25 protein-coding genes and 4 pseudogenes are annotated in these 24,026 nt (G+C 67.3%); 15 read left to right on the plus strand and 14 right to left on the minus strand.

Going from position 1 to position 24,026, the window contains the following annotated elements; all coding sequences use genetic code 11:
- Window positions 1-62: 62 nt before the first annotated feature.
- Entirely contained in the window at window positions 63-242 is a 180-nt protein-coding gene (locus OG251_RS35305) for a hypothetical protein (protein ID WP_326680913.1), read from the plus strand.
- Complete coding sequence (locus OG251_RS35310; protein WP_326680914.1) at window positions 239-541, plus strand: hypothetical protein; 303 nt, start codon at window positions 239-241, stop codon at window positions 539-541. The genes OG251_RS35305 and OG251_RS35310 overlap by 4 nt, the downstream gene beginning before the upstream one ends.
- A gap of 137 nt (window positions 542-678) precedes the next feature.
- Here OG251_RS35310 and OG251_RS35315 read toward each other — a convergent pair whose 3' ends face one another.
- Complete coding sequence (locus tag OG251_RS35315; RefSeq protein ID WP_326680915.1) at window positions 679-1,011, minus strand: GNAT family N-acetyltransferase; 333 nt, start codon at window positions 1,009-1,011, stop codon at window positions 679-681.
- A 439-nt stretch (window positions 1,012-1,450) separates the two neighbouring features.
- Here OG251_RS35315 and OG251_RS35320 point away from each other — a divergent pair, with 439 nt between their 5' ends.
- Entirely contained in the window at window positions 1,451-1,792 is a 342-nt protein-coding gene (locus OG251_RS35320; RefSeq protein WP_326680916.1) for a hypothetical protein, read from the plus strand.
- Between the two features lie 469 nt (window positions 1,793-2,261).
- A pseudogene (locus tag OG251_RS35325) lies at window positions 2,262-2,592 on the plus strand (ABC transporter permease); the annotation flags it as partial.
- Between the two features lie 157 nt (window positions 2,593-2,749).
- On the opposite strand, the gene OG251_RS35330 reads toward OG251_RS35325, so the two are convergent.
- The 3 genes from OG251_RS35330 to OG251_RS35340 all read right to left on the minus strand — a co-directional run bounded on the left by OG251_RS35330 (window position 2,750) and on the right by OG251_RS35340 (window position 5,848).
- The gene (locus tag OG251_RS35330) at window positions 2,750-3,331 is read right to left on the minus strand and encodes a restriction endonuclease (protein ID WP_326680917.1); all 582 of its coding nucleotides are present in this window, start codon (window positions 3,329-3,331) and stop codon (window positions 2,750-2,752) included.
- A 151-nt stretch (window positions 3,332-3,482) separates the two neighbouring features.
- Window positions 3,483-4,646, minus strand: a complete 1,164-nt coding sequence (locus tag OG251_RS35335) for a ParB/RepB/Spo0J family partition protein (protein ID WP_326680918.1) — start codon at window positions 4,644-4,646, stop codon at window positions 3,483-3,485.
- The gene (locus OG251_RS35340) at window positions 4,643-5,848 is read right to left on the minus strand and encodes a ParA family protein (protein ID WP_326680919.1); all 1,206 of its coding nucleotides are present in this window, start codon (window positions 5,846-5,848) and stop codon (window positions 4,643-4,645) included. Before OG251_RS35340 ends, OG251_RS35335 begins: the two co-directional genes overlap by 4 nt.
- A gap of 394 nt (window positions 5,849-6,242) precedes the next feature.
- On the opposite strand from OG251_RS35340, the gene OG251_RS35345 reads away from it, so the two are divergent.
- The 8 genes and pseudogenes from OG251_RS35345 to OG251_RS35380 all read left to right on the plus strand — a co-directional run bounded on the left by OG251_RS35345 (window position 6,243) and on the right by OG251_RS35380 (window position 10,787).
- Window positions 6,243-6,707 (plus strand): DUF2199 domain-containing protein, encoded by a 465-nt coding sequence (locus OG251_RS35345; protein ID WP_326681528.1) that lies wholly within the window; start codon window positions 6,243-6,245, stop codon window positions 6,705-6,707.
- Between the two features lie 33 nt (window positions 6,708-6,740).
- Complete coding sequence (locus tag OG251_RS35350) at window positions 6,741-7,196, plus strand: DUF6228 family protein (protein ID WP_326680920.1); 456 nt, start codon at window positions 6,741-6,743, stop codon at window positions 7,194-7,196.
- A complete protein-coding gene (locus OG251_RS35355; RefSeq protein WP_326680921.1) occupies window positions 7,193-7,666 on the plus strand; it encodes a hypothetical protein in 474 nt (157 codons plus the stop codon). The genes OG251_RS35350 and OG251_RS35355 overlap by 4 nt, the downstream gene beginning before the upstream one ends.
- 565 nt (window positions 7,667-8,231) lie before the next feature.
- The gene (locus tag OG251_RS35360; RefSeq protein WP_326680922.1) at window positions 8,232-8,663 is read left to right on the plus strand and encodes a DUF5958 family protein; all 432 of its coding nucleotides are present in this window, start codon (window positions 8,232-8,234) and stop codon (window positions 8,661-8,663) included.
- A 308-nt stretch (window positions 8,664-8,971) separates the two neighbouring features.
- Window positions 8,972-9,541, plus strand: coding sequence for a DUF3885 domain-containing protein (locus OG251_RS35365; protein WP_326680923.1), 570 nt, complete (start codon window positions 8,972-8,974; stop codon window positions 9,539-9,541).
- A 216-nt stretch (window positions 9,542-9,757) separates the two neighbouring features.
- Window positions 9,758-10,156: pseudogene (locus OG251_RS35370) on the plus strand (FAD-dependent oxidoreductase); the annotation flags it as partial.
- Window positions 10,153-10,290 (plus strand): hypothetical protein, encoded by a 138-nt coding sequence (locus OG251_RS35375; protein ID WP_326680924.1) that lies wholly within the window; start codon window positions 10,153-10,155, stop codon window positions 10,288-10,290. The pseudogene OG251_RS35370 and the gene OG251_RS35375, both read left to right, overlap by 4 nt.
- 107 nt (window positions 10,291-10,397) lie before the next feature.
- Window positions 10,398-10,787 carry a hypothetical protein gene (locus OG251_RS35380; RefSeq protein ID WP_326680925.1) on the plus strand — a complete coding sequence of 130 codons (390 nt, stop codon included), beginning with the start codon at window positions 10,398-10,400 and terminating at the stop codon, window positions 10,785-10,787.
- Between the two features lie 19 nt (window positions 10,788-10,806).
- On the opposite strand, the pseudogene OG251_RS35385 reads toward OG251_RS35380, so the two are convergent.
- The 5 genes and pseudogenes from OG251_RS35385 to OG251_RS35405 form a co-directional block, all read right to left on the minus strand.
- A pseudogene (locus OG251_RS35385) lies at window positions 10,807-11,935 on the minus strand (IS630 family transposase).
- 416 nt (window positions 11,936-12,351) lie between these two features.
- Window positions 12,352-13,056, minus strand: a complete 705-nt coding sequence (locus OG251_RS35390) for a hypothetical protein (RefSeq protein ID WP_326680926.1) — start codon at window positions 13,054-13,056, stop codon at window positions 12,352-12,354.
- 76 nt (window positions 13,057-13,132) lie between these two features.
- Window positions 13,133-13,459, minus strand: a complete 327-nt coding sequence (locus tag OG251_RS35395) for a hypothetical protein (protein ID WP_326680927.1) — start codon at window positions 13,457-13,459, stop codon at window positions 13,133-13,135.
- 126 nt (window positions 13,460-13,585) lie between these two features.
- Complete coding sequence (locus OG251_RS35400; RefSeq protein ID WP_326680928.1) at window positions 13,586-14,104, minus strand: hypothetical protein; 519 nt, start codon at window positions 14,102-14,104, stop codon at window positions 13,586-13,588.
- Window positions 14,105-14,132: 28 nt separating this feature from the next.
- Window positions 14,133-14,258: a hypothetical protein gene (locus OG251_RS35405; RefSeq protein ID WP_326680929.1), complete on the minus strand. Its 126-nt coding sequence runs from the start codon at window positions 14,256-14,258 to the stop codon at window positions 14,133-14,135.
- Window positions 14,259-14,505: 247 nt separating this feature from the next.
- Here OG251_RS35405 and OG251_RS35410 point away from each other — a divergent pair, with 247 nt between their 5' ends.
- Window positions 14,506-15,030, plus strand: coding sequence for a hypothetical protein (locus OG251_RS35410; RefSeq protein WP_326680930.1), 525 nt, complete (start codon window positions 14,506-14,508; stop codon window positions 15,028-15,030).
- Window positions 15,031-15,167: 137 nt separating this feature from the next.
- Here the strand turns inward: OG251_RS35410 and OG251_RS35415 are convergent.
- Window positions 15,168-15,989: pseudogene (locus tag OG251_RS35415) on the minus strand (IS5 family transposase); the annotation flags it as partial.
- A 408-nt stretch (window positions 15,990-16,397) separates the two neighbouring features.
- Here OG251_RS35415 and OG251_RS35420 point away from each other — a divergent pair.
- Both OG251_RS35420 and OG251_RS35425 read left to right on the plus strand, forming a co-directional pair.
- Entirely contained in the window at window positions 16,398-17,273 is an 876-nt protein-coding gene (locus OG251_RS35420; RefSeq protein ID WP_326681529.1) for an aminoglycoside phosphotransferase family protein, read from the plus strand.
- 135 nt (window positions 17,274-17,408) lie between these two features.
- Complete coding sequence (locus tag OG251_RS35425; protein WP_326680931.1) at window positions 17,409-18,872, plus strand: NF041680 family putative transposase; 1,464 nt, start codon at window positions 17,409-17,411, stop codon at window positions 18,870-18,872.
- On the opposite strand, the gene OG251_RS35430 is transcribed toward OG251_RS35425, so the two are convergent.
- From OG251_RS35430 to OG251_RS35445, 4 genes are all read right to left on the minus strand, one after another.
- Window positions 18,756-19,049, minus strand: coding sequence for a DUF6207 family protein (locus OG251_RS35430; RefSeq protein ID WP_326681530.1), 294 nt, complete (start codon window positions 19,047-19,049; stop codon window positions 18,756-18,758). The two genes, OG251_RS35425 and OG251_RS35430, sit on opposite strands and share 117 nt — an antisense overlap.
- Before the next feature lie 121 nt (window positions 19,050-19,170).
- Window positions 19,171-20,019, minus strand: coding sequence for a helix-turn-helix domain-containing protein (locus tag OG251_RS35435; RefSeq protein ID WP_326680932.1), 849 nt, complete (start codon window positions 20,017-20,019; stop codon window positions 19,171-19,173).
- 12 nt (window positions 20,020-20,031) lie between these two features.
- Window positions 20,032-20,295, minus strand: a complete 264-nt coding sequence (locus OG251_RS35440; protein WP_326680933.1) for a hypothetical protein — start codon at window positions 20,293-20,295, stop codon at window positions 20,032-20,034.
- A gap of 858 nt (window positions 20,296-21,153) precedes the next feature.
- Entirely contained in the window at window positions 21,154-23,976 is a 2,823-nt protein-coding gene (locus OG251_RS35445) for a hypothetical protein (RefSeq protein ID WP_326680934.1), read from the minus strand.
- Window positions 23,977-24,026 lie beyond the last annotated feature (50 nt).

The following is a 24,026-nucleotide window of genomic DNA, read 5'->3' on the forward strand; positions in this document are numbered from 1 at the left end:
CGTGCTGGGGCACGGTGCGCGACCGTCATACGGCTTGGCCGCGGGTGGAAGAAGACACGGCGGTGAGCGCGCCGATCGGGCACGGGTACTGCTCGGCGGAGCGCCCCGATTCGTACGCCCGCTGCACCCAGCCTCCTGACCACGCGGGACCCCACTACGACTGGCGCGCCTCCAGCGACCAACGGGAATGGCTAAACACCCCGGCCACTCCCCCGGACCGCACAGGGAGGGACGACGAGTGAAGTGCCACCACAGCGGCGGCGTCCACGACTTCCCGATCGAGACCGACGACATGGCCCGGTGCCCCGAACACGGGATCACCCTCCTGTGGCACGGCGAACCGATCACGAACACCGAACTGGCCCAAGCCACAGCCGCCGGAGCCCGGCTCGATGAGGTGCTCGACCTCGCCGAGGAGATCCGCGGCGACACACACAGCGCCCACTGCCGCGCAGCACAGCATCCGCACCTGGCCGACGGGCACGACCACTGCCGACGTCCCGACTGCGCGTGCCCGTGCCACACCTTGAAACCCGCCTGAACGGAACCACCATGCACAGCAACCTGATCCCCTCCCCGCCCGCGAACGACGAAGGCGGCCAGGGATGCGCCGGATGCGGCACCACGAAAGGCGCCTGCCACAACCCGAACCGCCACGGACTCTGGTGACCAGCCGGGCTACTCACACACCAGGTCAGCGAGCGGGACACCAATCGTGTCGGCGGCCCGGATGAGGGTGTCGACGACCGCAGTGAGTGGCCCCTCTCGCCGGGTCTCCTCATCACCCAGCGCCCACAACAGGTGGACCGTCGGCTGCAGCCGGAGCACGAGATCGAAACCGGTGGCTGTCACCCGTCGCCCGAGGGCCCCGAGTCTCAACTCATGCTTCGGTGGCTTTCCCACGGCCAGCTCTTCGGCCTCGATCCGGTCCGCGTACGGGTGCCGGCCCCGCTCACCGAAGAGGTTCCGCAGCTGCTCGGTGGCCTCCTCCCCCGCCGTCAAACCAAGCACGACCCCATCCGTCGCCCGGTCAGCACACCAGCCTCCTCCTGAGCCTCACGGAGCGGCGTGCGGGCCTGACTGACGGCGACCATCGCCGACGAGGAACTGGCGCAAGTAGTAGCGATACATCTGTCCGGCTCCGATGATCGCGATATCCATCATGCGAACCACACCACACGGCCCTGAACTCCAAGAAAGAGCCGATCAGCGGGACGTCCGTCCAAGCGGGAGTAGCAGCCGAACTTTCTTGTCGAGTGCCCGTCAGGTGGAAAGCAGCTCTGGCCGGTCAGCGAATGTCATCGCTCTCCGGCAGTCCACATCTCACGCCCCGGACAACACCACCGAGCGCCACTGAGCACCAAGGAAAGTGCACCACCAACGAGCCCCGCCTACATCAGCCCCCGGCACCCGCCGGGGGCTTTGTCGTGCTGCCCCGAAGGAGACCACCGTGCCCACCTTCGAGACCTGCCCCCGCTTCACCACCGACCTCCAGCACCTCACCCCCGCCCAGCGTCGGCGGTTCCGCCGCGTCGTCCTCGACTCCTTCGTCCCCGACCTCCGCACGGGGCGACCGTTCCGCCCCGGCCTGCGCATCAAGGGTGTGCGTGTCTCCCCCGGCGTCTACGAGCTGACCTGGGCACCGGACGGGCGCGCGACATGGTCGTACGGCCGGGAGAAGGTCACCGGAGCACGCCACATCGTGTGGCACCGCATCGGGACCCACAGCATCCTGGACCGGCCCCTGGCCGACGGCCATCTCTCGAGCTCAGGCCGCCGGTTGGCCGACTGATCGTCCCGATGACCACCGTGACCGGTCCGAGCACGTAAAGAGCTACGGGTGTCCAACTCTCCTCCCTTCAATGGGTCCGGACCGCCGGTCAGGCCGACGACCGGCGCGCCCGCCGCTGGCCTGACCCGCCCCCTACTCCCCCACGACTGCAAGACGGCATGATCACAGTGGTGCCGTACCGACGAACACTCCGCGCCGGTCCGGCACCACCACACCCGAGGAACAGACAGGTAGCTGCTGCAGAACTCGTGACACGCGCCGCGCTGTAGGCGAAGGAGGCGGCGGTGCCCTCGCTGTTGTCCGACACCGTGTCCGGTGACGGTGGGTGTGCCGTGGTGGCCCGCACCTGGTGCGGGACCAGACTGGCCTACCCCTCTGCCAGACCCGTCTCCGGCTGGCAGCTCCCGCACTCCTCCATGTCCGGCTCCGCCCCGTGCCCGTTGCCGCGCCCGTGCTTCCTGCTGTGGTGTTCGGGCTGATCACGCTGTTCTCGCTGGCACTCACCTGGATCGCGGTCGGCTTGGGCGGCCAGTTCGAACCCGAGGCGGTCGGCACACGGCCATGCCGCTGATCCTCTTGGCGCTCATCTCCAGCGCGTTCATCCCCGCTGGAACGAGGCCGGGCTCGTTCCAGCCGATCGCCGAGTACCAGCCCTTCACCCTCGCCATCGAAACCCTTCGCGGCCTCCTCCTCGGCACCGAATCCGGCAACACGCCTGGAACGCGAGCGCCCGGTGCGTCGACCTCACTGTGCTCGGCTACCACTGGTCGACAACGCAGTTCGACCGCGACCCGAAGTAGCCGAGACGACTACGCTGACCGCCTGCGCTCGGCAGGCCTCGCAGCGCTGGGCACCAGCCTGCCGCGGGTACCGCGTGCTTCCTGGTAGTCGAGAGCTGCGCCGGCGCGGGATCGGCACGCCTGGAAGGGAGTCGACGCCTCTGAGCGGAACAAGAGCTCAGTTGTCGGGGGCCAGCTTCCGGTTGGTGCCGGAGCGGCTGATGTCCAGGTCGAGAAGCGAGGCCAGGGCTGTGCCACTGTTCCAGAAGCCGAGCAGGTCGACATCGACGAGGACCAGACCGTGGCGGGCGGCAAAGGCCCGGGCCTGCTTGGTGAACTTGCACGAGGCGACGAAGAGCGGTACGTCCGCTCCGTGTTCGCTGCGTGCGGTTCCGTTGAACTTCTGAAGGTCCGGGCTGCCGACTGTGCGGTGCTTCGCGTATCGCTTGCACTGCACCACGATTTTCCGACCGTCCGGCAGCCGTCCGATCACGTCGGCACCCAGATCATTCGCGCCGCCTACGCGGCGAACTTCGGTACAGCTGTCCCGGCGGCACAGGGCCGCGACGTATTCCTCGAACTCGCGGTCCCCCAGTGACCAGATCACCTCCATGGAGTGCAGCGCTTGGAGCCGCGCCTGCTCCGCGAGCCGGACCTTCTCGGCTTCGGCCTCGCGGCGGCCGGCGTGCACGAGGGCCACCGTCACACCCCCTGCGGCCAGAACCGCTAAGGCCATGAGCAGCACCATTCCCGTTCCCATGCTCCGATCCCCTCCCTTGATCCGGCTGTCCGTGCGCTCTACAGCTCCCCAACCGAGCACGGATCCATCCAGACGCAGAGGCCGGACTCTCGCCGAGTCCGGCCTCTGCATGGAGGTGCTACGTGAGCACAGTTCTCGATCTACGTGTCGATCAGATAGAGCCCAGGTCGGCTGCCACTGCGGCCAGGATCGAAGCAAGCTGGAGGCGCCCTTCCCGGGGGAGGCCACGTGCGAGGTCAGCGACCAGCGCCTCCTTGCTCCCGCTGCGCTCGACATAGCGATGCAGGAATCGGGTTCGCTGCTCTTCGTCCAAGGTGGCCATGACGAGGTCCATGACGGCGTTGCCGTCGTGCCACAGCGCAGGGGGCACCTTCCGAGGGTCCGTCGGCTGGGCGGAGGAGGTCTCGTCGCTGATAACGGCGTTATCGGTCGCCGGCGGCTCTGTGCGCTGGTCCTCGGACTTGGAGGCGATAACGGCGTTATCAGTCGTCGGGGGGACCAATGTGGTGTCGTCTGGGTGTGCAGCCGTCGGCGCGTTGATAACGGCGTTATCAGTCGCAGGGGCCGAGGGCTGGGCCGGCACGGCGCTCCGGCGCCGTGGTTGGGGTGCGGCGGCCCGTTCGTCGGCTGTCGTCCGCTGCTTCTCGGGGGGGAGTTTGGCGAGGCCGCGCACGTGCTCGACCTTGCGCCGACCGGCTTCCAGGTCTGCCTGGAGGTCAGGTGCGAGCGCGAGGAGCGAGAGGCGCTGGGAGATGTACGGCTGTGTCACTCCCAGCCGCTTGGCTGCCTTGTGCTGCGAGCCGTAGAGCTTGACGAGCTGGCTGAGGGCTTGGGCCTCCTCCAGGTCGGTCAGGTTCTCACGCTGGGCGTTGGCGACGAAGGCGGCTTCGAGCAGCTTCTCGTCAGTGGCCGCCAGGGCGTCGTTGACGGTGATACGGACGAAGTCGATGCCTGCTTCGCGGGCGGCTGCGAGGCGCCGGTGGCCGTCAATGACGACGTACTTCGCACCGGCGGCGAGTTCGTCTTCACGTCCGGGCCGCTCGTTCAGGTAGGCCTCGACGGTGGCGACTGTGATCGCTTGGACGAGTCCGATCTCGGTGAGGCTGGAGGCCAGGCCCTCGATGTCCCCGAGGGCGTCGCGGGGGTTGTCGGGGTTCGGACTGATGTCGTCGAGGCTGAGTTCGGTGACGGTGTTCTCTTGTGTTTCGCCTGTCGCGGCTGCGATGAGCTGGCCGCGGGTACTGCGGGCGAGGGCTGCCCGGCCGAAGGAGCTTGAGCTCCCGACACGGTCTGCGGCGGACTGGCGGGTACTCACGTGATCTCCCGGACGATCTTGCGCATGCTCATGGCCTGGTCGCACTCCGGTGCGTAGGACAGGAGCGGCATCTTGTTTCTGACTGCCTCGCGCTGTTCCTTGAGGCGGGCGACCTTGGCGAGGACCCTGGGGTCGCTGAGTGATTCCCACTCCTTGAGGGAGGAGGTGACGACGTAGCCGTCGCGGGCGTCGTACATGTTGACTACGAGACCCAAATACTCGACGTCGATCCTCCAGTCCGTCTTGCCGGACTCGATCTGCTCGATCAGCAGCTCGTAGGCATCCGCTGACGAGTCTTCCGCCTGCACGATGATCATCACGCCGGACTGTTCCTTGGCCTCGCCCTCACGGCGCCGCCCGTAGTAGATCGCCGCGTCCATGCCCACACCCAGGCTGGGAGGCGAATCAACGACGATGACGTCGAAGTCCTTCTCCAAAGGCTCAAGAGCGCGCTCGAGAGTTGCCTGCCGGTTGCGGTCCATCGCGATCATGATGTCGAGGAGGAACGCGTCCGGGCAGGACGGCAGGACGTGTAGGCGGTCTCCGTATCGCTCATCGTCGACAGCGACTACGAGGTCCCTGATTGAGGCGTCCTTGATCTGCCCGGCCATGAACTTGGCCAGACTGGGCCCCTTCGCGGGAAGGGACTGCAGGCCGAGCTGCTTGGTGAGGTGGCCCTGAGGGTCGTAGTCGACGAGCAGAACTCGCAGACCCAGCCCCCGAAATTCTTCCAGGAGCGCCTCGACGTTCTTGGCCACGGTTACGTAGGACTCGCCCTCTGCCAGGGCCTCGCCAACGCCGGCAGAGATGGCGGTCTTCCCCACACCGCCTTTCTGGTTGCACACCACGATGCGTCGGGGGAGCCCAGTGACGGGCCTGTATTTGGGGGAGGGGTGCATCTCGAGCCACAGGGCGACCGACTGTGCGAGTCCCTGGACGAACGGAATGCCGCGCCGCCCGCACGTCGCCTTCAGGTCCTCCCACTGGCCTGAGAACAGCCAGGTCGAGAACGTCACGGACCCTGCCGTGTCGATGACTTCGTGCACTCTTGAAGAGGTACGCCAGGCTTCGACGCCTTCGGTGACAGCGTCCTGGATGTCCACGCCGAGTTCGGCCGCTCGTACCTTCAGATCCTGGCGCAGCTCGGCTGGCAACTTGGAGACAACTTTCTCTCTGTCTCCGGAGGGGTTTTGGATGACCATGAAGGCACCTTACTAACTCCACTGGCAGCGTGGGGCCCGACTCGCAAGGGATCAGACCCGTTTCCATCCCATTTGACTTGTCTTGCTGAAGGCGGGCCAGTCTCGGGCTATCCGAGTCATCTGGTCTTGCGTCCCGGTCAATCTGGGTCATCTACCGATCCGTCTCGCTCTTTCTGCGCCACCTCCGCACCACCGCCAGGCCGTGGTTCATCCACCAGCTCCGCATGATCGCGGACACCATCGACGCCGCCGCGGGCCTACCGGCAGCACACGGGGCCGACGGAGCAGGGGAACTGACGTCAGCAACGTCGGAGCCGATCATTAGACTCCGCTCATGACCAGCGACCCCGGATTCGCCTGCTCGTGCTGCGGCAGCCATCACGCCGAGCTGCCGATGAACTACTCGGCCACGGCCCCCTACGTCTGGGATCCGCGTTTCGCCGACTCTGCGGACTGCCTGCTCTCGTCGGATCAGTGCGTCATCCAGGCACAGCACTACTTCGTCAAGGGTCTGATCGAGATCCCGATCATCGGCAGGGACGAGGTGTTCTCCTGGGCCGCATGGGTCTCCCTCAGCCGGGACAACTTCGCCCGAACCGCAGACCTTTGGGACACCCCGGGACGTGAGACCGAGGAGCCGTACTTCGGGTGGCTTTCCACCAACCTCTTCCTCTACTCGCCCAGCACCATCAACTTGAAGACCCACGTCCACACCCGCCCCATCGGACAGCGTCCCTTCATCGAGCTGGAGCCGACCGACCACCCTCTCGCAGTCGAACAGCGGACCGGCATCACTATGGAGCGCGTCCGTGAAATCGCCGAAGCCGTTCTCCACCCCACGGACAGCGAATCCAAGTGACGTCGAACGTGCTGCTGACCTAGCGTTCCGCCCATGACCACCACAGACATCGGCACTGACGATGAGGCCAGCGTGACGATCCGCTGCCAGGACAACTCGTCTGTCGGTGTGAGGTTCTGCGATCGGTTCAGCTTCGACGAAGACTCCGTGCACTACGCCGTCGAACTACAGGCTCCAGGCTTGGCCGCCCGAGTCAATGAGGTCGTCGCCTGGATCTGGGACAGCGATCTGGTCCCGTTCCTGGAAGAGCTCGCCGCCGACTACCGGGGATGGGACGGCGAATGGAGCTGGCAGACCAACGACCGTGACCTCGCAGTGTCAGCCGCCTTCCGGTCCGGCGGCCACGTCGGACTGACCTGGACCTTGCGGCCATGGCCGAAGGCCGCCGGCGGCTGGAGTACCTCGGTGACCACCTGGCTGGAGGCCGGTGAGCAGATGGCTTCCCTGGCGGCCGATGTCCGGCACTTCCTCGCCGGGGAACCGCGGTGACAGCCGGCATACGAATCACCTGGACACTGGGGGCACATGGGTGGGCCGACTGCGTCGTTGAGGACCACCAGGCGACAGCGGAGCTGACCGCGTCCCACATCAGCAACGCGCCCGAAGCGTTTCTGACGGCGGTGGCCCGGCTCGTCGCGGGCGAGACGGAAGCCCGCGCCCAGTTTGAAGCCGAGCCGACCGCTTACCGGCGGGTCTTCTACCGCGAAGCTGCGGATGTCTGGATCCGCTTGCTGGAACTACGTCGCGGCAGCGACCACGACATCAGGGGCACAGAGATCTGGTCGGCCCAACTCCCCATCGACACACTCGCCCGAGCCGTGATCCGCTGCTTCGACGAGGTCGTTCGCACCTACGGCGAGAGCGGCTACCGAGGCAAATGGGGCGAGCACTTCCCTCGAACCGAACTCGAAGCCCTGAGGCGCCTCTGGCACGCTCACCGCTACGACGATGGGCCATAGCCACAGGCTCCAACCGCTCGGGTTGAGTGAGACAGACCAGCCATCGCCGTCTCACTCAGCCTGAACCACCCCAGGTCACGACTTCACGATGGCCCGCGTCTACTGAGACAGGTCAACGCCTCCCGATCACCGCACACCTCGATAACGGCGTTATCACCAGCCCGCACCCTCACATCTGGACCAGCCCCAACACACCGGCGGATTCTGTCTCAGGGAACCTGGCCGCGCGGTTGAGTGCGCTGGGGGTACTTGCTGGCTGTACCGGCTGGGATGAAGCCTGAACGGCCGCGTACTGAGTTGTCGTACGTGGTGGCGGCGCAAAGGCGTCGTCAGCGCCCCTTGCGGCCAGCGGCATAGGAAAATCCTGCGGCTCCCTGCCACTCCTCGAAGTCCTTGAAGCCGACGTGCTCCAGAATCCAGCGGACCAGCCTCGGGCGTCGAGGAATGCGTCACGAGCAAGAGTCCGCGGCCGTTTCCTGTCGATCATTGGCGTTGGCCGGGGGAGGAGTCGTGCGGCATGCCGCCAGCTCCCTCTCGACCCGAGGTGACGTGGGATGATCGAGAAATGCGGGGGACCAGCAGTGAGGACGGGCGAGCCCTTCGGCGTGAGGCCGAGCGAGTCGTCAACGGGGTCGCGCAAGGACGCCGCACGTTGGACGACGGGACATCCTGGTTCGCAGCCCTCTCCCAGTCGGGACGGCAGGTTGTGCTGCAGGAGGTCGCCGGCTACGCGATGCAAGCGCACATCACGTCGGCGGACGGCCACGCGGGGGTTGCCCGGTCCGGAGTGAAGCCCACCGCCAACCCTGCGGTGATGATCTGCATGGACCCACCCCGCTACGGGTTCGTAGCCCTCCCCGCCGACGAGCACGTCAAAGCGTTCCGTGTCCTTGTCTCGGTGTTGTCCGTCGCCGACACCCGCCGCAGACAGACCTACTGCAGAGGCACCTGCGGACACACGTGGCACAACCTGCCTCCCTCAGTGGAGAGGCTGTAGCGCAGCTGGCCGAGCAATGTTGAGAGCCGGTCCGCCGGCCGCAGCCCGGTTTCCGAGCGGAGGCTGCCTGGTCGGTCGGCTTTCGATCGCGAGTCCTGCAAGCAGCGCAGGCAGGGCAGTTGTCTGGCGGGTGTCTTGAGTACGCGCGGCAGGTGGACGTGCAGCTGCTCGGCTTTCCGGCCGCGGACCATCAGTTCCGTGAGGCCGGATGCCCTTTTCCGGACTGAGACACTGCTTCTCCTGGTGGGTAGGTGCCGGGCATCATGGTCCTCGACGGGAGCCCATGCCCGAGAGGACGAGTGCGACAGGTGTCTGGAGACGTACGGACGGACTTGACGGACCTGTGGCAGCAGCATTGGCCCGACTGCCCACCGGTTGGCTACAAGCTCCGCGACCCGTATCGCGATGTCTGGGTGCGCTTCCACAGCCTGCCGGAGTCGAAGCGATACGCGGAGAACGAGAACGAGTACGCCGTCGTCCTGGGGCGGTACAACGCGGTCCTCGATGAGTTGTTCGCTGGTGGGGATGTGTACGTGATCACGCCGGTCTGGACGACCGAAGCCGACGTTCCGCCATTGCGGCCCGACGCCACCTACTGGCAGAGCCTGCTGGTGGAGAACGATCCCGACCCGGAACTCCGCACCTACTGCCATCTCTTCGCCGCCCGCCGCCCCTGGCGGTATGGCTGCCTCGACGAGCTGCTTCGTGACATCGCCGACGAGAAAGTGGCGGGAGTCCTGGTCACCGACATGCAGATGCGGCGCATCCACCACCCCTACGACGGGGGCGCTGACGTCTTCCTCACCACGCCTGAGGAACGGGATCTCACGCGCGAGAGGCATGCCAACTGGCTTTCCAGCAGTCCGTCGGGGCTTTGACGGGCCAGGACCGCCAACCACCCCATTCCTGGCTGAGGATGAATTCCTGAACTCCAGGGAAAGCGAGCCGTCGAGGTCGTGCTGGTCGCGGATGTCCGCCGTCCGATCGGCAGCGGGCGGGGCGGGGAGCCGTCCCGCCCGGTGGGCAAGTGGAGTTAGCCGAAAGAGTTCAGGCGGATCTGAAGCGCACCGGCCGCGTTCCGCAAGGGCGGTACCGACTTCCCCGATACCGCGGCGGCCACCGCGCGGATCGCGGCCGAGTTCGACGGCTGGGCACCGGAACTCACCGCGCTGATCACCGACGGCGACACCGCGCCGGCCCTGCGCCCCCAGTACGCCCTGCCGACCGGGCACCGGTGGGACCGGGTGCCGGGGGTCACCCTGATCGGCGACGCCACCCACCTCGCGCCCCCGAACGGCGACGGCGCCAACCTTGCCATGTACGACGGCGCCGAACTCGGCAAGCCCCTCGCCGCGCTCACCGAGTACGAGCAGGCCATGTTCCCCCGCAGCGCAGCGGCCACCACCTCGGAACGCGGAGAGATTCCGGGGACCGACTCCGAGTACAGCACGGCCCAGGGCCTGATCAGCATGATCACCGAGAAGAGTCAATGAGCCGCTCAGGCCCCGATCTGATGCTGGCCGGAATGGGGAACGGCTGGCCGACCGACTCCTCAGAGGCCGACCTCGAAGGGGTCAGCGTCTACGTCGTGCGTGCCCCGAGGCGGGCGACGACGGTAGTGCTGTGACCGCGAAGGTTCACCGGGTCCGGGCGGTCAGGGTGAGCTCCGAGTTGGGATGGTCTGGTCAGCGGTGGAGGGAGCCTGTCGTGCCCCGGCTCTGCGACGATTGCTGAGTGAGCAAGCAAGAGTGGGACACATTGACCAAGTCTGAAGAAGCCTTCCTGGTCAATTCCTATGAGATCGACATCCTGCCTGGTGTCTGGGGCGACCTCGACGAAGCCGACCAGTCCCGACCGGTCGACGAGCTGGTGGGAATCTTGCTCGCTCTCATCGATCGCGGGTGGATCGAGGTCCGTCGACTCGCGCCGTGGACCTCCCCCGCCGGGGAGAACGGCTTCCAGCCCGGCGAGCTGGTGCCTCGTGATCAGCTTCCGGCGATTCTCGAAGACGTGGCCAACTGGGAGTATCCCGAAGACGGGAACTGGATTGGCGCGTTGACCCTGGTCGAGACCGAAGCGGGAAAGAAGATCACTCGTCTTTCTCCCGAGGAGATGGCCGAGTAGGCCGCCATCGCGGGAAGCCTCAGGCCGCGGCCAACGGTCGGCCTCCCCAGCGGAGACCCTTCTCTCTGCGGATGCGGGCTCGTTCGCGGCGTTGGGCGGCCTGGGCGGCCAGGAGGTCGGGGTGGCGGGCGTTGGCATTGCGCCAGCGCAGATGGCGGTGCAGTTCGCGGGTCTCAACGGTGTGGTTGGGGTGGTTCGAGTGGGCCAGGGTGAACTGCCACAGCGGCCCGAAGTGCGCCTCGATCGGATTGGCCCAGGAGGCGTTCGTCGGGGTGAAGCACAGCTCGACGTTGTTCTTCCTCGCCCACCGGCGGATCTTGGCGCCCTTGTGGGCGGAGAGGTTGTCCATGATCACGTAGATCGGGGCGTCGTCGGGGCGAGAGGCGCGGATGGACCTGAGCGCGGCCAGGCTGTTGGTGGTGTCCTTGCGGCGGCGGTTGGCATCCCAGAGGGTGTCGTCGCCGATGGGGGAGCAGCCGTGGAAGTGGGTCACGCCGTGGGTGCGGTGGTAGGTCGCCGGGATCCGGTCGGGCCGGCCCTGCTCGGCCCAGCAGGATCCGCCGGTCGGGCGTATTCCGAGCGGCCCGAACTCGTCGAACGCGAAAACGCGGTCAGGGAAATGGTCCATGACGTGCTCGATCCGATCCGGCTTGGCATCGCGGTCAGGATCGGTGGACTCCTTCCAGGTCTTGGTTCGCTGGAAAGTGACGCCGCGTCGGGCGAGCAGGCAGCGCAGAGCCTCACGACCGATGCGGATCACCCGCCCATGGACTCTGCGGAGGTAGGCGGCAAGCTTACGGATCGACCAGCGCGTGAAGGGCTGAGCGAGCTTGGCCGGGCGAGTAGTGGCCGTCAGAACGAAGAAGTCCGCCTCCTCAGGAGTGAGTTGGCGGGGACGGCCCTCCCGCCCACTGAGGGTCCAGACAGGCCAGGCCGATCTCGTTGAAGCGGTGAATGACGTCGCGCGCAGTGTCCTCGTCGGCCGCCACCAGTTGGGCGATCACCGGCACGCGGTTCCCGCCGGCCGATGCCATCAGCATCATCGCGCGCCGGTAGCGCACCGAGCTGGTGCTGCCCCGCCGCACGATCTGCTGCAGCCGCTGCCCCTCCTGGTCGGTCAGTCTGCGGGCTTTGACCGGTTCTGCCACCATGCCTCCACGCACCAGATCGGGTGTGTCCCCACATCCAACTGGCCCCCGGCCCCTGACCGCGAAGCAACCCGGTGAACCATCCCGGTCAGAGCAGTAGAGACCAATCACTCCCAGGCTTCAGCGGCTCGTATGGCGCATCAGCGCCACTTCCCTGGCACCAATAACCGCTGTGCGCCTCTCTGGCGGCTCACCACGAAGCTCGACACAGTCTCACACCAGGTGCATCGCGTTCAGCCGCCTGAGGCGCCATTCTGGGCGTCGCATTTCTGGTAACTCAGGCCTTTTGTCGGATTGATGTGCTGGCGACAGCTGGACCGCGAGCACAAATCCAAATGTGCCGGGGCGTCCGAAACACAAAAGGTCCGTACCCCCGAGGCCTCGGGGGTACGGACCTTTCCCGTCAGTCGTACATGTCAGCCAGCTTGCGTGCCTCGTTCACCGTCCTCGACGGCGGCGGCCAGGAGCGCGACGACGTTCGCCTCGTACGGATCGGCGTAGCGCTCGTGGCCATGGAAGTCGAACGGCGCGCCGTGCGCGGTGATGGTGAATCCGGGGATGGCGGTGGCTGCCCTGCCCTCCAGTTCGGTGTTGAGGCGGTCTGCGTCCCGGGCGGCGAGCCAGGTCTGTGTGTAGGGGCCAAGGCGGAGCAGGGTGTGGCCGGTGCCGTCGCTGCGGCGGACTTCGACGTGGACTCCGTAGTGCGCGGGTTTCATGCCGACGTCGTCGGGGAGGTCGAGGCCAGCCGCGGCGTGGGTGAGCGGCGTGTAGGCGGGGTTCCAGACTCCGAGGATCGTGGCTGTCTCGCAGCGGAGCCAGCCCTTGTTGGTGTAGCCGAGTTGGCTGCTGCGGAGGCAGGCCGTGGCGTATGGGGTGTCGGGGTGTTGCAGGGCGATGGCGATGAGGTCGGGGCCGTGGTCGTCGCCGGGGCGGGGGCGGGCGCGCTCGACGAACGGGCCGATCCTCACCGCGATGTCCCGGGCGCATCCGGGTGCCCACGGCTGCGGGGTGCGCAGGGCGGCGAGCATGGAGCGGAATGCGTCGACGACGGCCTGGTCCTCGGAGGTGAGAGCAGTGCCAGCGGTGTTGCCGCAGCGGCGGCGGGAGAGTCGCAGCTTCATCGGGTGGGCTCCTGGTCGCGGTTGGGGTAGATCCGGGGGAGGGTGAGGCCGTCGTCGGCAGTCCGAGCAAGGAGAGTCAGCGGCCTACCTCGCGCGGGGGTTGCCGTTTCCGATGGAAACGGTGGGCCTCGTTGGCGTTCTGGCGGAGGGTCACCCGTGCCGAGGCGACGTGGCAGGCCACCGCGCGCCTGCCGAGCGTGCTGGTGGTCATGGTCGGCAGGGTGGAGTCCGGCGTGGCGGGGGAGCCGTCGGCGTGGACCAGGTCCTCGCCGTACAGACGCTTCCGCGAGGCCGTCTTCGATCCCTGCGCCCAGTGGTCACAGGCAGCGTGCAGCTCGCCGAAGATCGCCAGCAGGGTGCCGAAGAGGGCCATGCGCTCGGTGGTCAGGGACAGACGGGGCATGCTGGGGTTCTCCTGATCTCGATACAGGTGAGGGAGCGGGGCGGCCGGCCTCTTTGCCGATGCTGCGGTCGCCCCGGTGTACGAACTCCGTCTCCGGCCTGCGTAGCCGGGGGCGGAGTTCGTACGTCAGGGCTGGACGGTGAAGCGGGTGCCCTGTCCGGAGCTGGTGGGCGTCGCGGTGAGGAAGCCGGGCTCCGTCTGTGCGAGGGATGCCAGCGCCGCCTTGATCCAGTCGGTGTGGCGCTGGAGGTCGACGCGGAGCACGTCGAAGTCCGAGAGGCGCACCGGGTGCGGGGTCGTGCTGTAGCGGTGGGCCCAGAGCCGGGTGCGGATCAGTGCGGCGGCCGCGGTGTCGTCGGGGCGGGCGGGCACGCCGCGTGGCAGCGCCCGGCATGTGGTGGCGTGCGCGTTGGCGGCGCGGGCGGCCTCCGCCTCCGTCATCAAGGCGCCCGCGGTGTTGCGGTCCGCGCGGTGGGTGCAGCCGAGGCACGCGGCGACGTAGGGCGGCGTGCCGTGGTTGGTGTCGGCGGTGTAGACGAGGACGGTCGCGCCCTCCAGCGCCCGGTAGCGCTGGGAGACGATCGTGCCCTCCGGCGTCCACGTCTCGGGGACGGCAGTGGGGGCGGTGCGGGTGAACAGAGCCACAGTGACTCTCCTTCGAAGGGATCGTTGATCAGGCGGCGAGCCGGTGGATCACCGGCGCCGTGGACGCGACGTAGCTGTCGGGGCTGGGCTCGTAGCCCTTGTCGCAGGGGTCGCAACGGCCCTGGGTGCGCAGCGGTACTGGCGGAGTGCACATGTTCCGAAGGTGTCGTATTCCGGTCCAGGTAGGTGGCGTTCAGTTGCGCGGGCGCGGTATCGAGGCGCGGGCGGGACCGCTTTTCCAACAGCAGAGCAGCGCAGCATTGAAGAAAGGGTGGCCTCGCCTGATTCACGAGTGGTGGGCAGCACCCCCGGCACACAGTTGAAGCCCCAGTGCCGTGTGGCGGCCACTGCAGCGCGGGAACTTACTTGCGGACGAAGGCGTGGCCTGCGAGGGTCCCGGCGTGAGCACGATTTTGGGAGACAGGCAGCGGTTCGCCACGGAAGTGGATGACTGGGACCACGAGCTGTGCCGGGTGGACATCTGGGCTGCGGGGCAGTGGCTGACCTGCGACGACAACATGGTCTTCGTCCGGCAGTTCCGCCGCGACGTACGGGACACGGCCGCGTGGCTGCGGTCCGGCATGGCCTCTGCATTGCCATTCGATGGCCTGTCCCCGCAAGCCACACACCGGCATCTCATGCTCCGCGCCGGAGCTGACGACGAAACCGAAGCCGACTTCGAGTTTCGCAGCCGGTTCCGTGTCATGGACTGGGGCCCCACGACCGACAATGTGACGACCCACCTCTTCCGAGACGGGGACGGGTCACTGATCACGCTGCAGTTCCGGCGGGACGAACACCTGCTCAAGCATCCTGAGCAAGCGGGCCAGGTCTTCGTAGCGAAAATCCCGACCGCAGAGCTCGTTGGGATACTCGAAGATCTCGTGGACATCCTCGACGGTAGGCAGAGCCAAAACCATCCGTGATCGGGATGACCACTCAGCGAGCTCCGGAGTCGTGTCGGCGGGTGGCGATGTACTCCGTCCAGTCGCGCTTGGCCAAGGTGGCCCATCGCGTCGCGTTGTGCACGCTCGTACCGGTGACTTCCGCGAGGATGGACGCCAGGAGATGGTGTTCGCGCTCGGCGGCGGGCCATGAGGTCGGTCATGGCTATGTGGATCACGGCTCCGGAGCGGGTGGGCAGGGTTTCGTAGTCGCGGGCGAGACGGCGGTGGAGCATGAGCCATCCGTAGGTGCGCTCGACCGCCCATCGTTTCGGGATCGGGGTGAATCGCCTGGTCCCGGGCTTGCGGGCGGTGATCTCCATGTCGATGCCGAGGGTGGCGGCATGCTCGACGAGGTGCTGGCGGTAGCCTCCGTCGGCCCACACCTTGCGGATGCTGGGGTGCTCGGCGGCGACCTGGTCGATGAGCGCGGTGCCGGCCACGGAGTCCTGCACGCTCGCCGCGGTGACCAGCACTGCGAGGAGAAGGCCGAGTGTGTCGGTAACGATGCTCCGCTTCCGTCCGACGATCTTCTTCCCGGCGTCGATGCCCTGGCCGGTTGCGGGAACGCTGGTGGAGGTCTTGACGCTCTGGGCGTCGATCACGCAGGCCGTCGGCTCGGCGTCCCGGCCTTCCTTCTCGCGCAGCAGCTGCCTGAGCAGGCCGTTGAGCTGGGCGAACACGCCCTCGTCGGCCCATTTGGCGAAGTAGCCGTAGACGGTGTTCCAGTGCGGGAAGTCGTGTGGGAGGTAGCGCCACTGGACCCCGGTGCGGTCCACGTACAAGATCGCGTCCATGATGTCGCGCAGGTCGTGCTCGGGCGGCCGGCCGAAGTCCAGGGCTCTGCCGCGGCGCTCGAAACGCCACGCAGCCAGGACCGGCTCGATCAACTCCCAGCGGGCATCGGACAGATCGCTCGGGTACGGACGTCGCTTCGGCATCCTTCCGGCGTACCGCGCCGGACCGAATGCGCCCAGGCGCACAGCGATGACGACGGAAGCACACGATCCCGGAGATCGGTCATCCCGGGATGAGACAGAAGCACATAGCCTTCCGCCCCATCCACAACCCCTCCCGCCCCGCAGGCATCGACCACCTCCACCACCTCACCTGCACCGCAACCGAGCACTCCGAGAATCCACTTACAAACGGGCAACACGGATGAAAACGACCTCTAAGCTTGTTTTTTAACGTCCATGCGGTACTTCTCAGTGGAAGCTGAGTGGTTCTCGGGGGCTGCTCCAGTCCGGTTCGCTCGTGGGCTCGCGTTCACAGCGAGCCATGGAAAAGCGGTGGACAAAGATCGCGTGAGCGGCACACTGACCCTTGTGAATCGACTGCTGGTGGATGTGGAAGGCGTCACTGCGCGGTTGGTACGCCGATTCGGCCCCCGGGTGGCCGGATGGTGCGCTGACACGCCGGATCTCATCGCGCGGCTATCGTCCCAGTGGGGGCTCTCACTCGGTGAACCCCTCCCGGATGGCGCTTCGTCGATCGCCATACGGTGCTGCCTGCCCGACGGGACGCCGGCGGTGTTGAAGGTCAGTCCGGACCAAGCTCTCATGGCCGAACAGGTCGACATGCTGGGGTGGTTCGCTGCCTCGGGCCGGGTACCTGCGGTGCTGGCCGTCGACAGGGAAGCGGGCGCGATGGTGCTGGAGGAGATCGTGCCCGGGACACCGGCGGGAGACATGCCCGCGGCGCCGCTTCCGGAACAATGGTCGAATCTGCTCGCCGCTCTGCACGGGGTCGCGCCGCCTCCGCTGCCCACGCGTTTGCTGCGTGGGCGGTGCGAGGAGGCATTCACCCGGGTCGGCAGGCGGCTGTCCGAGCCCGAGATCAGCGCGCGGATGGATGCCACCGCGTGGGACAGGGCCATCCAGCGGTGCGAACGCCTACTGGACACGGAAGCGACCACCGTGTTGCTCCACGGCGACCTGCACCTGGGCAACGTCCTCGACGGCGGCGCAGATCGCGACCTTATGGCAATCGACCCGAAAGCCTGTGTCGGCGATCCGTGCTTCGACGCCGTGGACTACGTCGTAGCCGGCGCCGGGCTGGAGGGCATCGAGACCCGCTGCGAGCACGTGGCAGTGGCGTGTCGACTCGACGGCGAGCGGCTCCATTCATGGAGTCAGGTGATCGCACCGTTCGCGGCCATCGCCCACCTCGGTAACGGTGGTGAGGAGCCGGTGATCGACGAACTACTCGAATTGGCCCGGTGAGCACACACGGTATTACCGACCGGCTTGCCTCCCCGCGTAGCTGGGGCCTGAGGACTTCGGCCTGGGGCTCCTGGTGTGACGGTGGTTCGGCCAGAATGTGATCATGTGCGTTGTAGAGACGCTGTTGATCACGCCATGGCCACGAGGGTTAGTTCGCTGTACGCCGAGTCCTTGACCGTCTTATCCCAGTTCCGGGCCGACCTCTACGGCTGCCTGACCACCCGCGCCGATGCTCTGTTCGAGCTGACGGACGCCGTGCTCTGCACGGACCGGCCCGTGCGGTCACTGGTCGAGCTGGCTCTCGCGCCGGAACACCGCCGTGGGCATGGATCTCTCTACGCCGGGTTGAACCAAGGCCGGATCGACCTGGACCGACTGCGTCGGACGCTGGCAGGGCTGCCGCTGCCAAAGGCGGCAGACGGCCGTCTGGTCCTGGCAGTGGACGTCTCGCCGTGGCTGCGGCCCGACGCTGCCACGGTGCCCGACCGCTCGTTCTGCCATACCTACGGCCGTGGCGAGGCCAAGCATCAGATGATGCCCGGCTGGCCGTACTCGATCGTGGCCGCGCTGGAAACCGGCCGTACCTCCTGGACTGCGCTCCTGGACGCGGTTCGTCTACAGCCTGGAGCAGACCTCGCCGCGCTCACCACCGCGCAGATCCGCGAGGTGGTCGAGCGTCTGATAGAAGCCGGGCAGTGGGCGGAGGGCGACCCACAGATCCTGGTTGTGTTGGACTCTGGATACGACGCCCCGCGCATCGCCCACCTCTTGGCTGGCCTGCCGGTGCAGATCCTTGGTCGGCTCCGTTCCGATCGTGTGATGCGCCGTCCGACACCGCCGCGGGTTTACGATCCCAAGGGCGGCCGACCGCCCAAACACGGCGGCAAGTTCGTCTTTGGCGATGCCGTCACCTGGGGAACCGAGCAGGCCATCACGGTCACCGACACTCGCCTCTATGGGAAGGCGACCGCGCAAGCGTGGGACCGGCTGCACCCCAGGCTGACCCGGCGGGCCGCCTGGCTCGATCACGACGGGCCGCTACCCCTTATCGAGGGCTCCGTCATCCGCCTGGTTGTCGAGCGCCTGCCCTCCGGCGGAGCCAACAAGCCGGTCTGGTTGTGGTGGTCGGGCACCGGTGCCACCACAGCAGACGTCGACCGCTGCTGGCAGTCCTTTCTCCGCCGCTTCGACCTCGAACACACCTTCCGCATGCTGAAGCAGACCCTCGGTTGGACCAGACCACGGCTTCGCACTTCGGCCGCGGCGGACCGCTGGACCTGGCTGGTGATCGTCGCCCACACTCAGCTCCGGCTCGCCCGCCCGCTGGCCACGGATCTCCGTCGGCCGTGGGAAAAGCCTGCCCCGCCGAGCAAGCTCACCCCCGCACGGGTCCGACGCGGGTTCAGGAACCTCCGCACGACAACGGGTTCTCCAGCCCGTGCACCGAAACCCACCCGCCCCGGCCCCGGACGCCCGCCCGGCTCAAAGAACCGACGCCCCGCTACCTGCCACGACGTGGGCAGAGTCCTCATCACTGGCCAGGCATACACCCGTCCCGCCCACCACAAGGTCGGCACCAAACCCCGACGAAACGGTTAAAAAACAAGCTAACAGGCTCAGTCCCGTCTCTGCGAAGCAGCCGACCATGCTCCAGAGATCAATTGCGGGACAAGCCTTGGGGGCGAGCGCCGTCACGTCATGGGTGGCCGCCATGTCGATGACGACCAGCCCCGGCTCCTTCACGTGCCTCTCGTTGATCGGGTCCGTGTACGGCATCACGTCGCACGGGCCGGGCGATTTCCGCGGTTCCGGAGTGATCACCCGACCGAGTGCGGGGCCCGGAGCTCCCGCGGCGGCCCGGTACGTCGCGGGCCGCTGCGGCTGGGGTCGCCGGTTCTCACTTCCTGTCTTCCCTGCCCCCGGCGGCGACCAGCTCGTGGCAGACGGGGCATTGAGCGGTGCCCTGAAGTACCGACCGGAGTCGGAATCGGCTGACCGTGTCACACGGAATGTGCCGGGCGGACCACGGGGCCACCGGCCCGGGAAACTTGTCGAGCGCGATGAGGCCAGCCTCCCGCATGCGGGCCTTGGCCTCGGGTGCCTGCCTCCGTATCGCCCTCCTGGCCGCTCTGCGGTCCCTCTCCCGCGCGGCCAGGCGCCTCTCGTGCACGCGTCTCCATGCCTGCGTCCACATGAGGAACTGCGTGTCCAGGACCTCGCACGCGATCAGATACGCCTTCAGCGTCCGCTCCGAACCCGGCAGCGACTTACGCCGCGAGATCCTCTCCGCGGTACTGCGTGAGAGAGAAGCCCTCGTCTCCGGGTAACGGCGGTCCGCGCGTTTCTCCATCTCCCGTGTGGAGGGGCGGCCGTTGCGCTCCCAGGCCCGGGCGAGTGCGGCGCCGAGTTCATCGGCGGTGCGCACCAGGTCGGGCCTGGGAGCCTGCGTGTAGTTGGGTCGTGTGCGGCCGCGGCGGAAGTTCGTGGCCTTGTTGAACAGGGCTTCGGCTCGGGTGTGGTCTAGGACGCAGACACGGACGTATCCGTGGACGGTGTCCCGTGCGGGAGGGGTCTTCCCTCCCTCTGCTCGCTGGACCGTCGTGATGGAACATCCGAGCTTGCTTGCGAGCTGCTCGCGTGTCAGCTCCTTCTTGAGGCGGGCCGATCGCAGGTACTCCGCCAGCTCGCCTATGTCGTTGCCGGCGTTGGCCACCGGTCCCGGTGGCCGGCCCTTCCGGGGCGTCATGGAGCCGGATCCTCAGGTCTGCGGGTGCGCGGACGCAAGGATGCGTGCCATCAGGGTGAGCAGGGGATCGACGAGTCCGGTAGCGGCGAGACGGACCACGACCACGCCGGTGAAGGACGAAGCGGCGAGCAGACCGAGGACACCGGCGGGCTGAGCCGGCGCGCCGCCGGGGGTGGTCGCGGTCAGGATGGCGGCCACCACCACGATCACGATGATGACGGCGGCGCCGGCTGCTCCGAGGCGACGCTGACGAGGGGTAGTGCGAATGAAGGACATGGTGCTCCGCTTTCTGTGCCTGCCACCAGGGGCGGCCAACGAGGCGCTCTCGGAACACGAGAGCGTCCGGCTCCAACCGGCTTGATCCGTACGGGCGTTTGGCTCGCCACGTCACGTGAGAGCATCGTGCCACTGTGTGAAGATCATTCAGGCCGGTTCAGGGGCACAAAGTTCACTCCTGTCTCACGCGTGGAAGTTCGTCCCATTGCCTTGCCGGAGGCAAGCTACGGCAGGGCCGTAATCCTTTCGGGCAGCGATCGCGTCTTCGCACCCAAAGCTCAGGCCAAGGCGGCAGCTATCAGTAATCACCCGATACGCGACCTGCCGGTTTTCCCGGCACCGTTCCGGTGTCACGGATTCCGTTTTTCATCTCGCCCGATGTTCATGCAGCGCTGCCACACTTTCACTTGCGTCAGATGTGTTCCGCTGGAACGATTCGTGCACCCTGTGCCGCTACCGGCTCCAACCGCAGTCGAGCAGGGACTACCGCACCGGTGTTTGGCTCACCGGCGCACCCCGGTGAGCCGGCGCCTACGGACGCGGCGGCTCACCGCCCCACCCCCGGCTCTGCCCCATCCGGGAACCGGGCTTTCGAAGCCGAGCGGAAGCACCCCGAACCCCACAGGAATCAGGCAGCGCTGAACCCGCGGGCATGACCGCTGCGCCATTCCCCCCACGGTGGGTCGTCCAGGACGGTTCCCGGGGTCGGCAATGCCAGCGCCTTCTAGGAGGCAAGCGCGGTCCTGCGCCCAGCCCCCGACGATGACCTCGAACGAGCGGACGCCTGCGGATCTTGATCCAGGCGGTGCCGGTCGGTACAGATACCGAACCACCACCGCAACAGGACCGCAGGGCCGGTCAGATGGCGGGGTGGATCGCGCAGCGCGCGGAGCGTTGCGGGGGGATGGGTCCGCTGGGTTCGGGGCTGAGGGCCAGTGACCAGGCTTTTCGGATGTCGGTGATGAGGGTGCGGGCGCTGTAGGGGGAGATACCGAGTTCCTGGCGGGCTTCGGCGAGGCGTTCGGGTTCTCCGGGGAAGCCTTGGGCCTGGGCTTGCTTGAGGCGTTCGTCGAAGCCGGTGGTGCTGAAGATGTCGAGGAGGGTGAGGGAGAAGTAGGCGTAGGCGGAGGCTTCGGCAATGAGCTGGTGTGCGTCTTCGCTGAGAGTGTCGGAGGTGTCCGAGCCTGGGCGGTGACCGGTGAGGGGGTGGTAGGCGAGTTGTTCGAGTCCATGGGCGAGGGTGCGGAGATTGCACGGGCAGGGGACGCGGAGGTGGCCGCCGAGGGTGCGGAAGGCGCTGAGGGTGCCTTCGGTGTCGGGGGTCCACTGGCGCTTGCTCAGGAGCGTGCGGAAGCCGGCGAGGGTTTCGGAGAGCTCTTCGAGGATGAGGTGGCGGGAGATCTCGGCGAGTTCGTGGGAGCGGGATCTTTCCTGCATTTCGCGGATCTGGAGGGCGTAGCGGAGCAGGTCGCGGAGGATGCCGCCGGAGAGGGTGTGGGCGAGGAGGGTGTAGGGGGTGGGGAGGGCCGAGCGTTCGGCGAGGACGGTGCGGGATTCGGCGAGGGTGCTGGGCTGGACGTGGACGATGTCGTCGAGGGAGCTGTCGGTGACGTCGCGGTGGGGGAGGCCGCGGCGGACGAAGGCGGCCCCGACGTCCTCGGCGACGGAGATCAGGTAGTGGACGTGAGGGATGCCGAGGATGGCTTTGATCTCGCTGAGGAAGGCGAGGGCGTTGGTGTCGGAGCCGAGGCGGTCGAGTTCGTCGATGGCGATGATCACGGTTTTGCCCTTTTCGGCATATTCGTGGGCGATGAGACGCAGGAGGGCGCGGAAGTCTTCGACAAGTTCGGGGAAGTTCGGGGGGACGGTGGACAGGGAGGTGTTGTGGGTGGTGCCGAGGCTCAGGAGCTGGGAAATCCCTGTGGTCAAGGTGCTGCCTGACGATTGGACGGTCTGGAGGCGGAAGAGGTAGTCGCGGCAGCGCGAGACGAGTTCGGGCTCGCGGGACCGGGGCTCCCAGTCGTCGACGCGCATAAGGAGGATGCCGGCATTGAAGGCCGCGAGGCGGAGGGGGTTTTCCTCGTCGGCGATGAGGCGGTAGGTGTCGGGGTCCTGGGCGAGGTAGAGCAGTGTGCAGGCGCCGGCCAGGGTGGTCAGCGGGGTGAAGATCCTCCGCAGGTGGATGTGACGGCTGCCGAGTGGAAACTCGATGCCGGAGTCGCGGGCCCTGGCGAAAAGGACCCACACCGCGAACACCAGGCCGGCGCGGATCAGTGCATCCCAGGGGGGCTCCTTGTCCAGCGGCCAGGGGCCCGGGTCCGTGGTCAGGCCCAGAGGTCTGAGGGAAAAGTGGACAGAGACGTCGCCATAGTCGACGAGGACGCTCAAGAGGCTTCCACCGATCAGGACTAATCCGAGGATCAGGCAGCCTCTTGTCGTGACGCGGCGCAGGAGGCGTGGGATCCAAGAGGTCTTCCGGGAGTTCCACAGGCCGAGGGCAACGAAGACGGCGATGACGCTGGCGGCGACGGCCTGGCCGTGCCAGATATCGAGGGCCAGGTCCGCGGCCCTGTGAGCCTGCCGGACGGCGAACTGGGTGAGGACTTCGGCGTAGCGGGTGTAGAGGGCGCGGACCGGGCTGGAGAACGAGAGGATCAACAGTGCTGTGGCGGGTAGCGCGTAGGACCCCCAGCGGCCGAGGCGTCCGGCTCGCTTCCACATTCGCTTGAGGAGGCGGCCGAAGGGGGAGAGCCGGGTGAACTCGGGTGGCTCGGCCCCATGCTTGGCCATGTAGGTGCGGCACAGACGGACCGACAGAGTGAGCAGGAACTCGTGAGGGGTATAGGTGGCGGGAGCCTGGGCCAGGACACCGAAGCCGGCGGTGTCGACCTGCTGTTCCAGGAGTGTGGTCTTGCCGGCGCCACGCGGGCCGCATACCGCGATCGTGCCGTCTTCCAGGTGAGAGAGCTTGCGTTTGAGATGGCCGGATGCCTTGGTGTCGACGAGGTAGGCGCGGGCCCGGGGGGTGCGCAGCCCGTCGTGGCCGTCCGGCATGAACACGGAGTCGGGGTCGGGGCCGAGCATGTGGCGGACGAGGGGCTGCACCAGGAGGCGGGCTCCGTCGTCGCGCAGAGCCTCACCCCACCGGACAGCGACGGTTCCCAGTTCCACACGCTGGGCCAGCCAGGCGACGCCGTAGCCAGCGGCGAGGAGGCTGAGGCGGAGGTTGAACCAGACCGCGGTCCCCCGGAAGTAGAAGATGGTGGCGGCGGCTACGGCGGCGGCCAACAGGCCCAGGACCGAAAACACGCCGCCGAGGATGAAGGCGGTGACGATGGCCGCTGCGATCAGCAGGCAGACCGCCAGCCAGTTCCACTCGGACTCGGCCGCCACCTGACGGTGCTTGTCGGCAATCTCCTCCAGGTCCTCGGACGCTGTCTCGAACGCGGCCCGCGGGCCCGGCGCGCACTGGCTGGTCGCAAAATCAACGTAGTGGGGGTCACGGAGGGCGGCCTCGACGTTTGCGCGGTCCACGCCCGGGCGTTTGCCCAGGAGCTGTGCCATAGCCGGCTCGGCCAGGACATTGGAGACAGCCCTGCGGTAGACCATGGTGCTGTCCGGCTCAAAGAAGTCCCACACCGTCACTGCCAGGAACCGCTGCCACGCCTGTAACCGGAACACATCCCGCCCTTTCCCCCGGATCCAGAAACTGCGGATAGTAGCGGCCACCA

It is taken from the genome of Streptomyces sp. NBC_01237 (assembly GCF_035917275.1).
Lineage (GTDB): Bacteria > Actinomycetota > Actinomycetes > Streptomycetales > Streptomycetaceae > Streptomyces.

Bases quoted from the DNA above. Each gene is read 5' to 3' on its own strand.
- OG251_RS35330 (WP_326680917.1), bottom strand. From the start codon at position 3,331: ATGGGAACGGGAATGGTGCTGCTCATGGCCTTAGCGGTTCTGGCCGCA.
- OG251_RS35340 (WP_326680919.1), bottom strand. From the start codon at position 5,848: ATGGTCATCCAAAACCCCTCCGGAGACAGAGAGAAAGTTGTCTCCAAG.
- OG251_RS35345 (WP_326681528.1), top strand. From the start codon at position 6,243: ATGAACTACTCGGCCACGGCCCCCTACGTCTGGGATCCGCGTTTCGCC.
- OG251_RS35350 (WP_326680920.1), top strand. From the start codon at position 6,741: ATGACCACCACAGACATCGGCACTGACGATGAGGCCAGCGTGACGATC.
- OG251_RS35360 (WP_326680922.1), top strand. From the start codon at position 8,232: ATGCGGGGGACCAGCAGTGAGGACGGGCGAGCCCTTCGGCGTGAGGCC.
- OG251_RS35375 (WP_326680924.1), top strand. From the start codon at position 10,153: ATGAGCCGCTCAGGCCCCGATCTGATGCTGGCCGGAATGGGGAACGGC.
- OG251_RS35390 (WP_326680926.1), bottom strand. From the start codon at position 13,056: ATGAAGCTGCGACTCTCCCGCCGCCGCTGCGGCAACACCGCTGGCACT.
- OG251_RS35395 (WP_326680927.1), bottom strand. From the start codon at position 13,459: ATGCCCCGTCTGTCCCTGACCACCGAGCGCATGGCCCTCTTCGGCACC.
- OG251_RS35405 (WP_326680929.1), bottom strand. From the start codon at position 14,258: ATGTGCACTCCGCCAGTACCGCTGCGCACCCAGGGCCGTTGCGACCCC.
- OG251_RS35425 (WP_326680931.1), top strand. From the start codon at position 17,409: ATGGCCACGAGGGTTAGTTCGCTGTACGCCGAGTCCTTGACCGTCTTA.
- OG251_RS35430 (WP_326681530.1), bottom strand. From the start codon at position 19,049: ATGCCGTACACGGACCCGATCAACGAGAGGCACGTGAAGGAGCCGGGG.
- OG251_RS35435 (WP_326680932.1), bottom strand. From the start codon at position 20,019: ATGACGCCCCGGAAGGGCCGGCCACCGGGACCGGTGGCCAACGCCGGC.
- OG251_RS35440 (WP_326680933.1), bottom strand. From the start codon at position 20,295: ATGTCCTTCATTCGCACTACCCCTCGTCAGCGTCGCCTCGGAGCAGCC.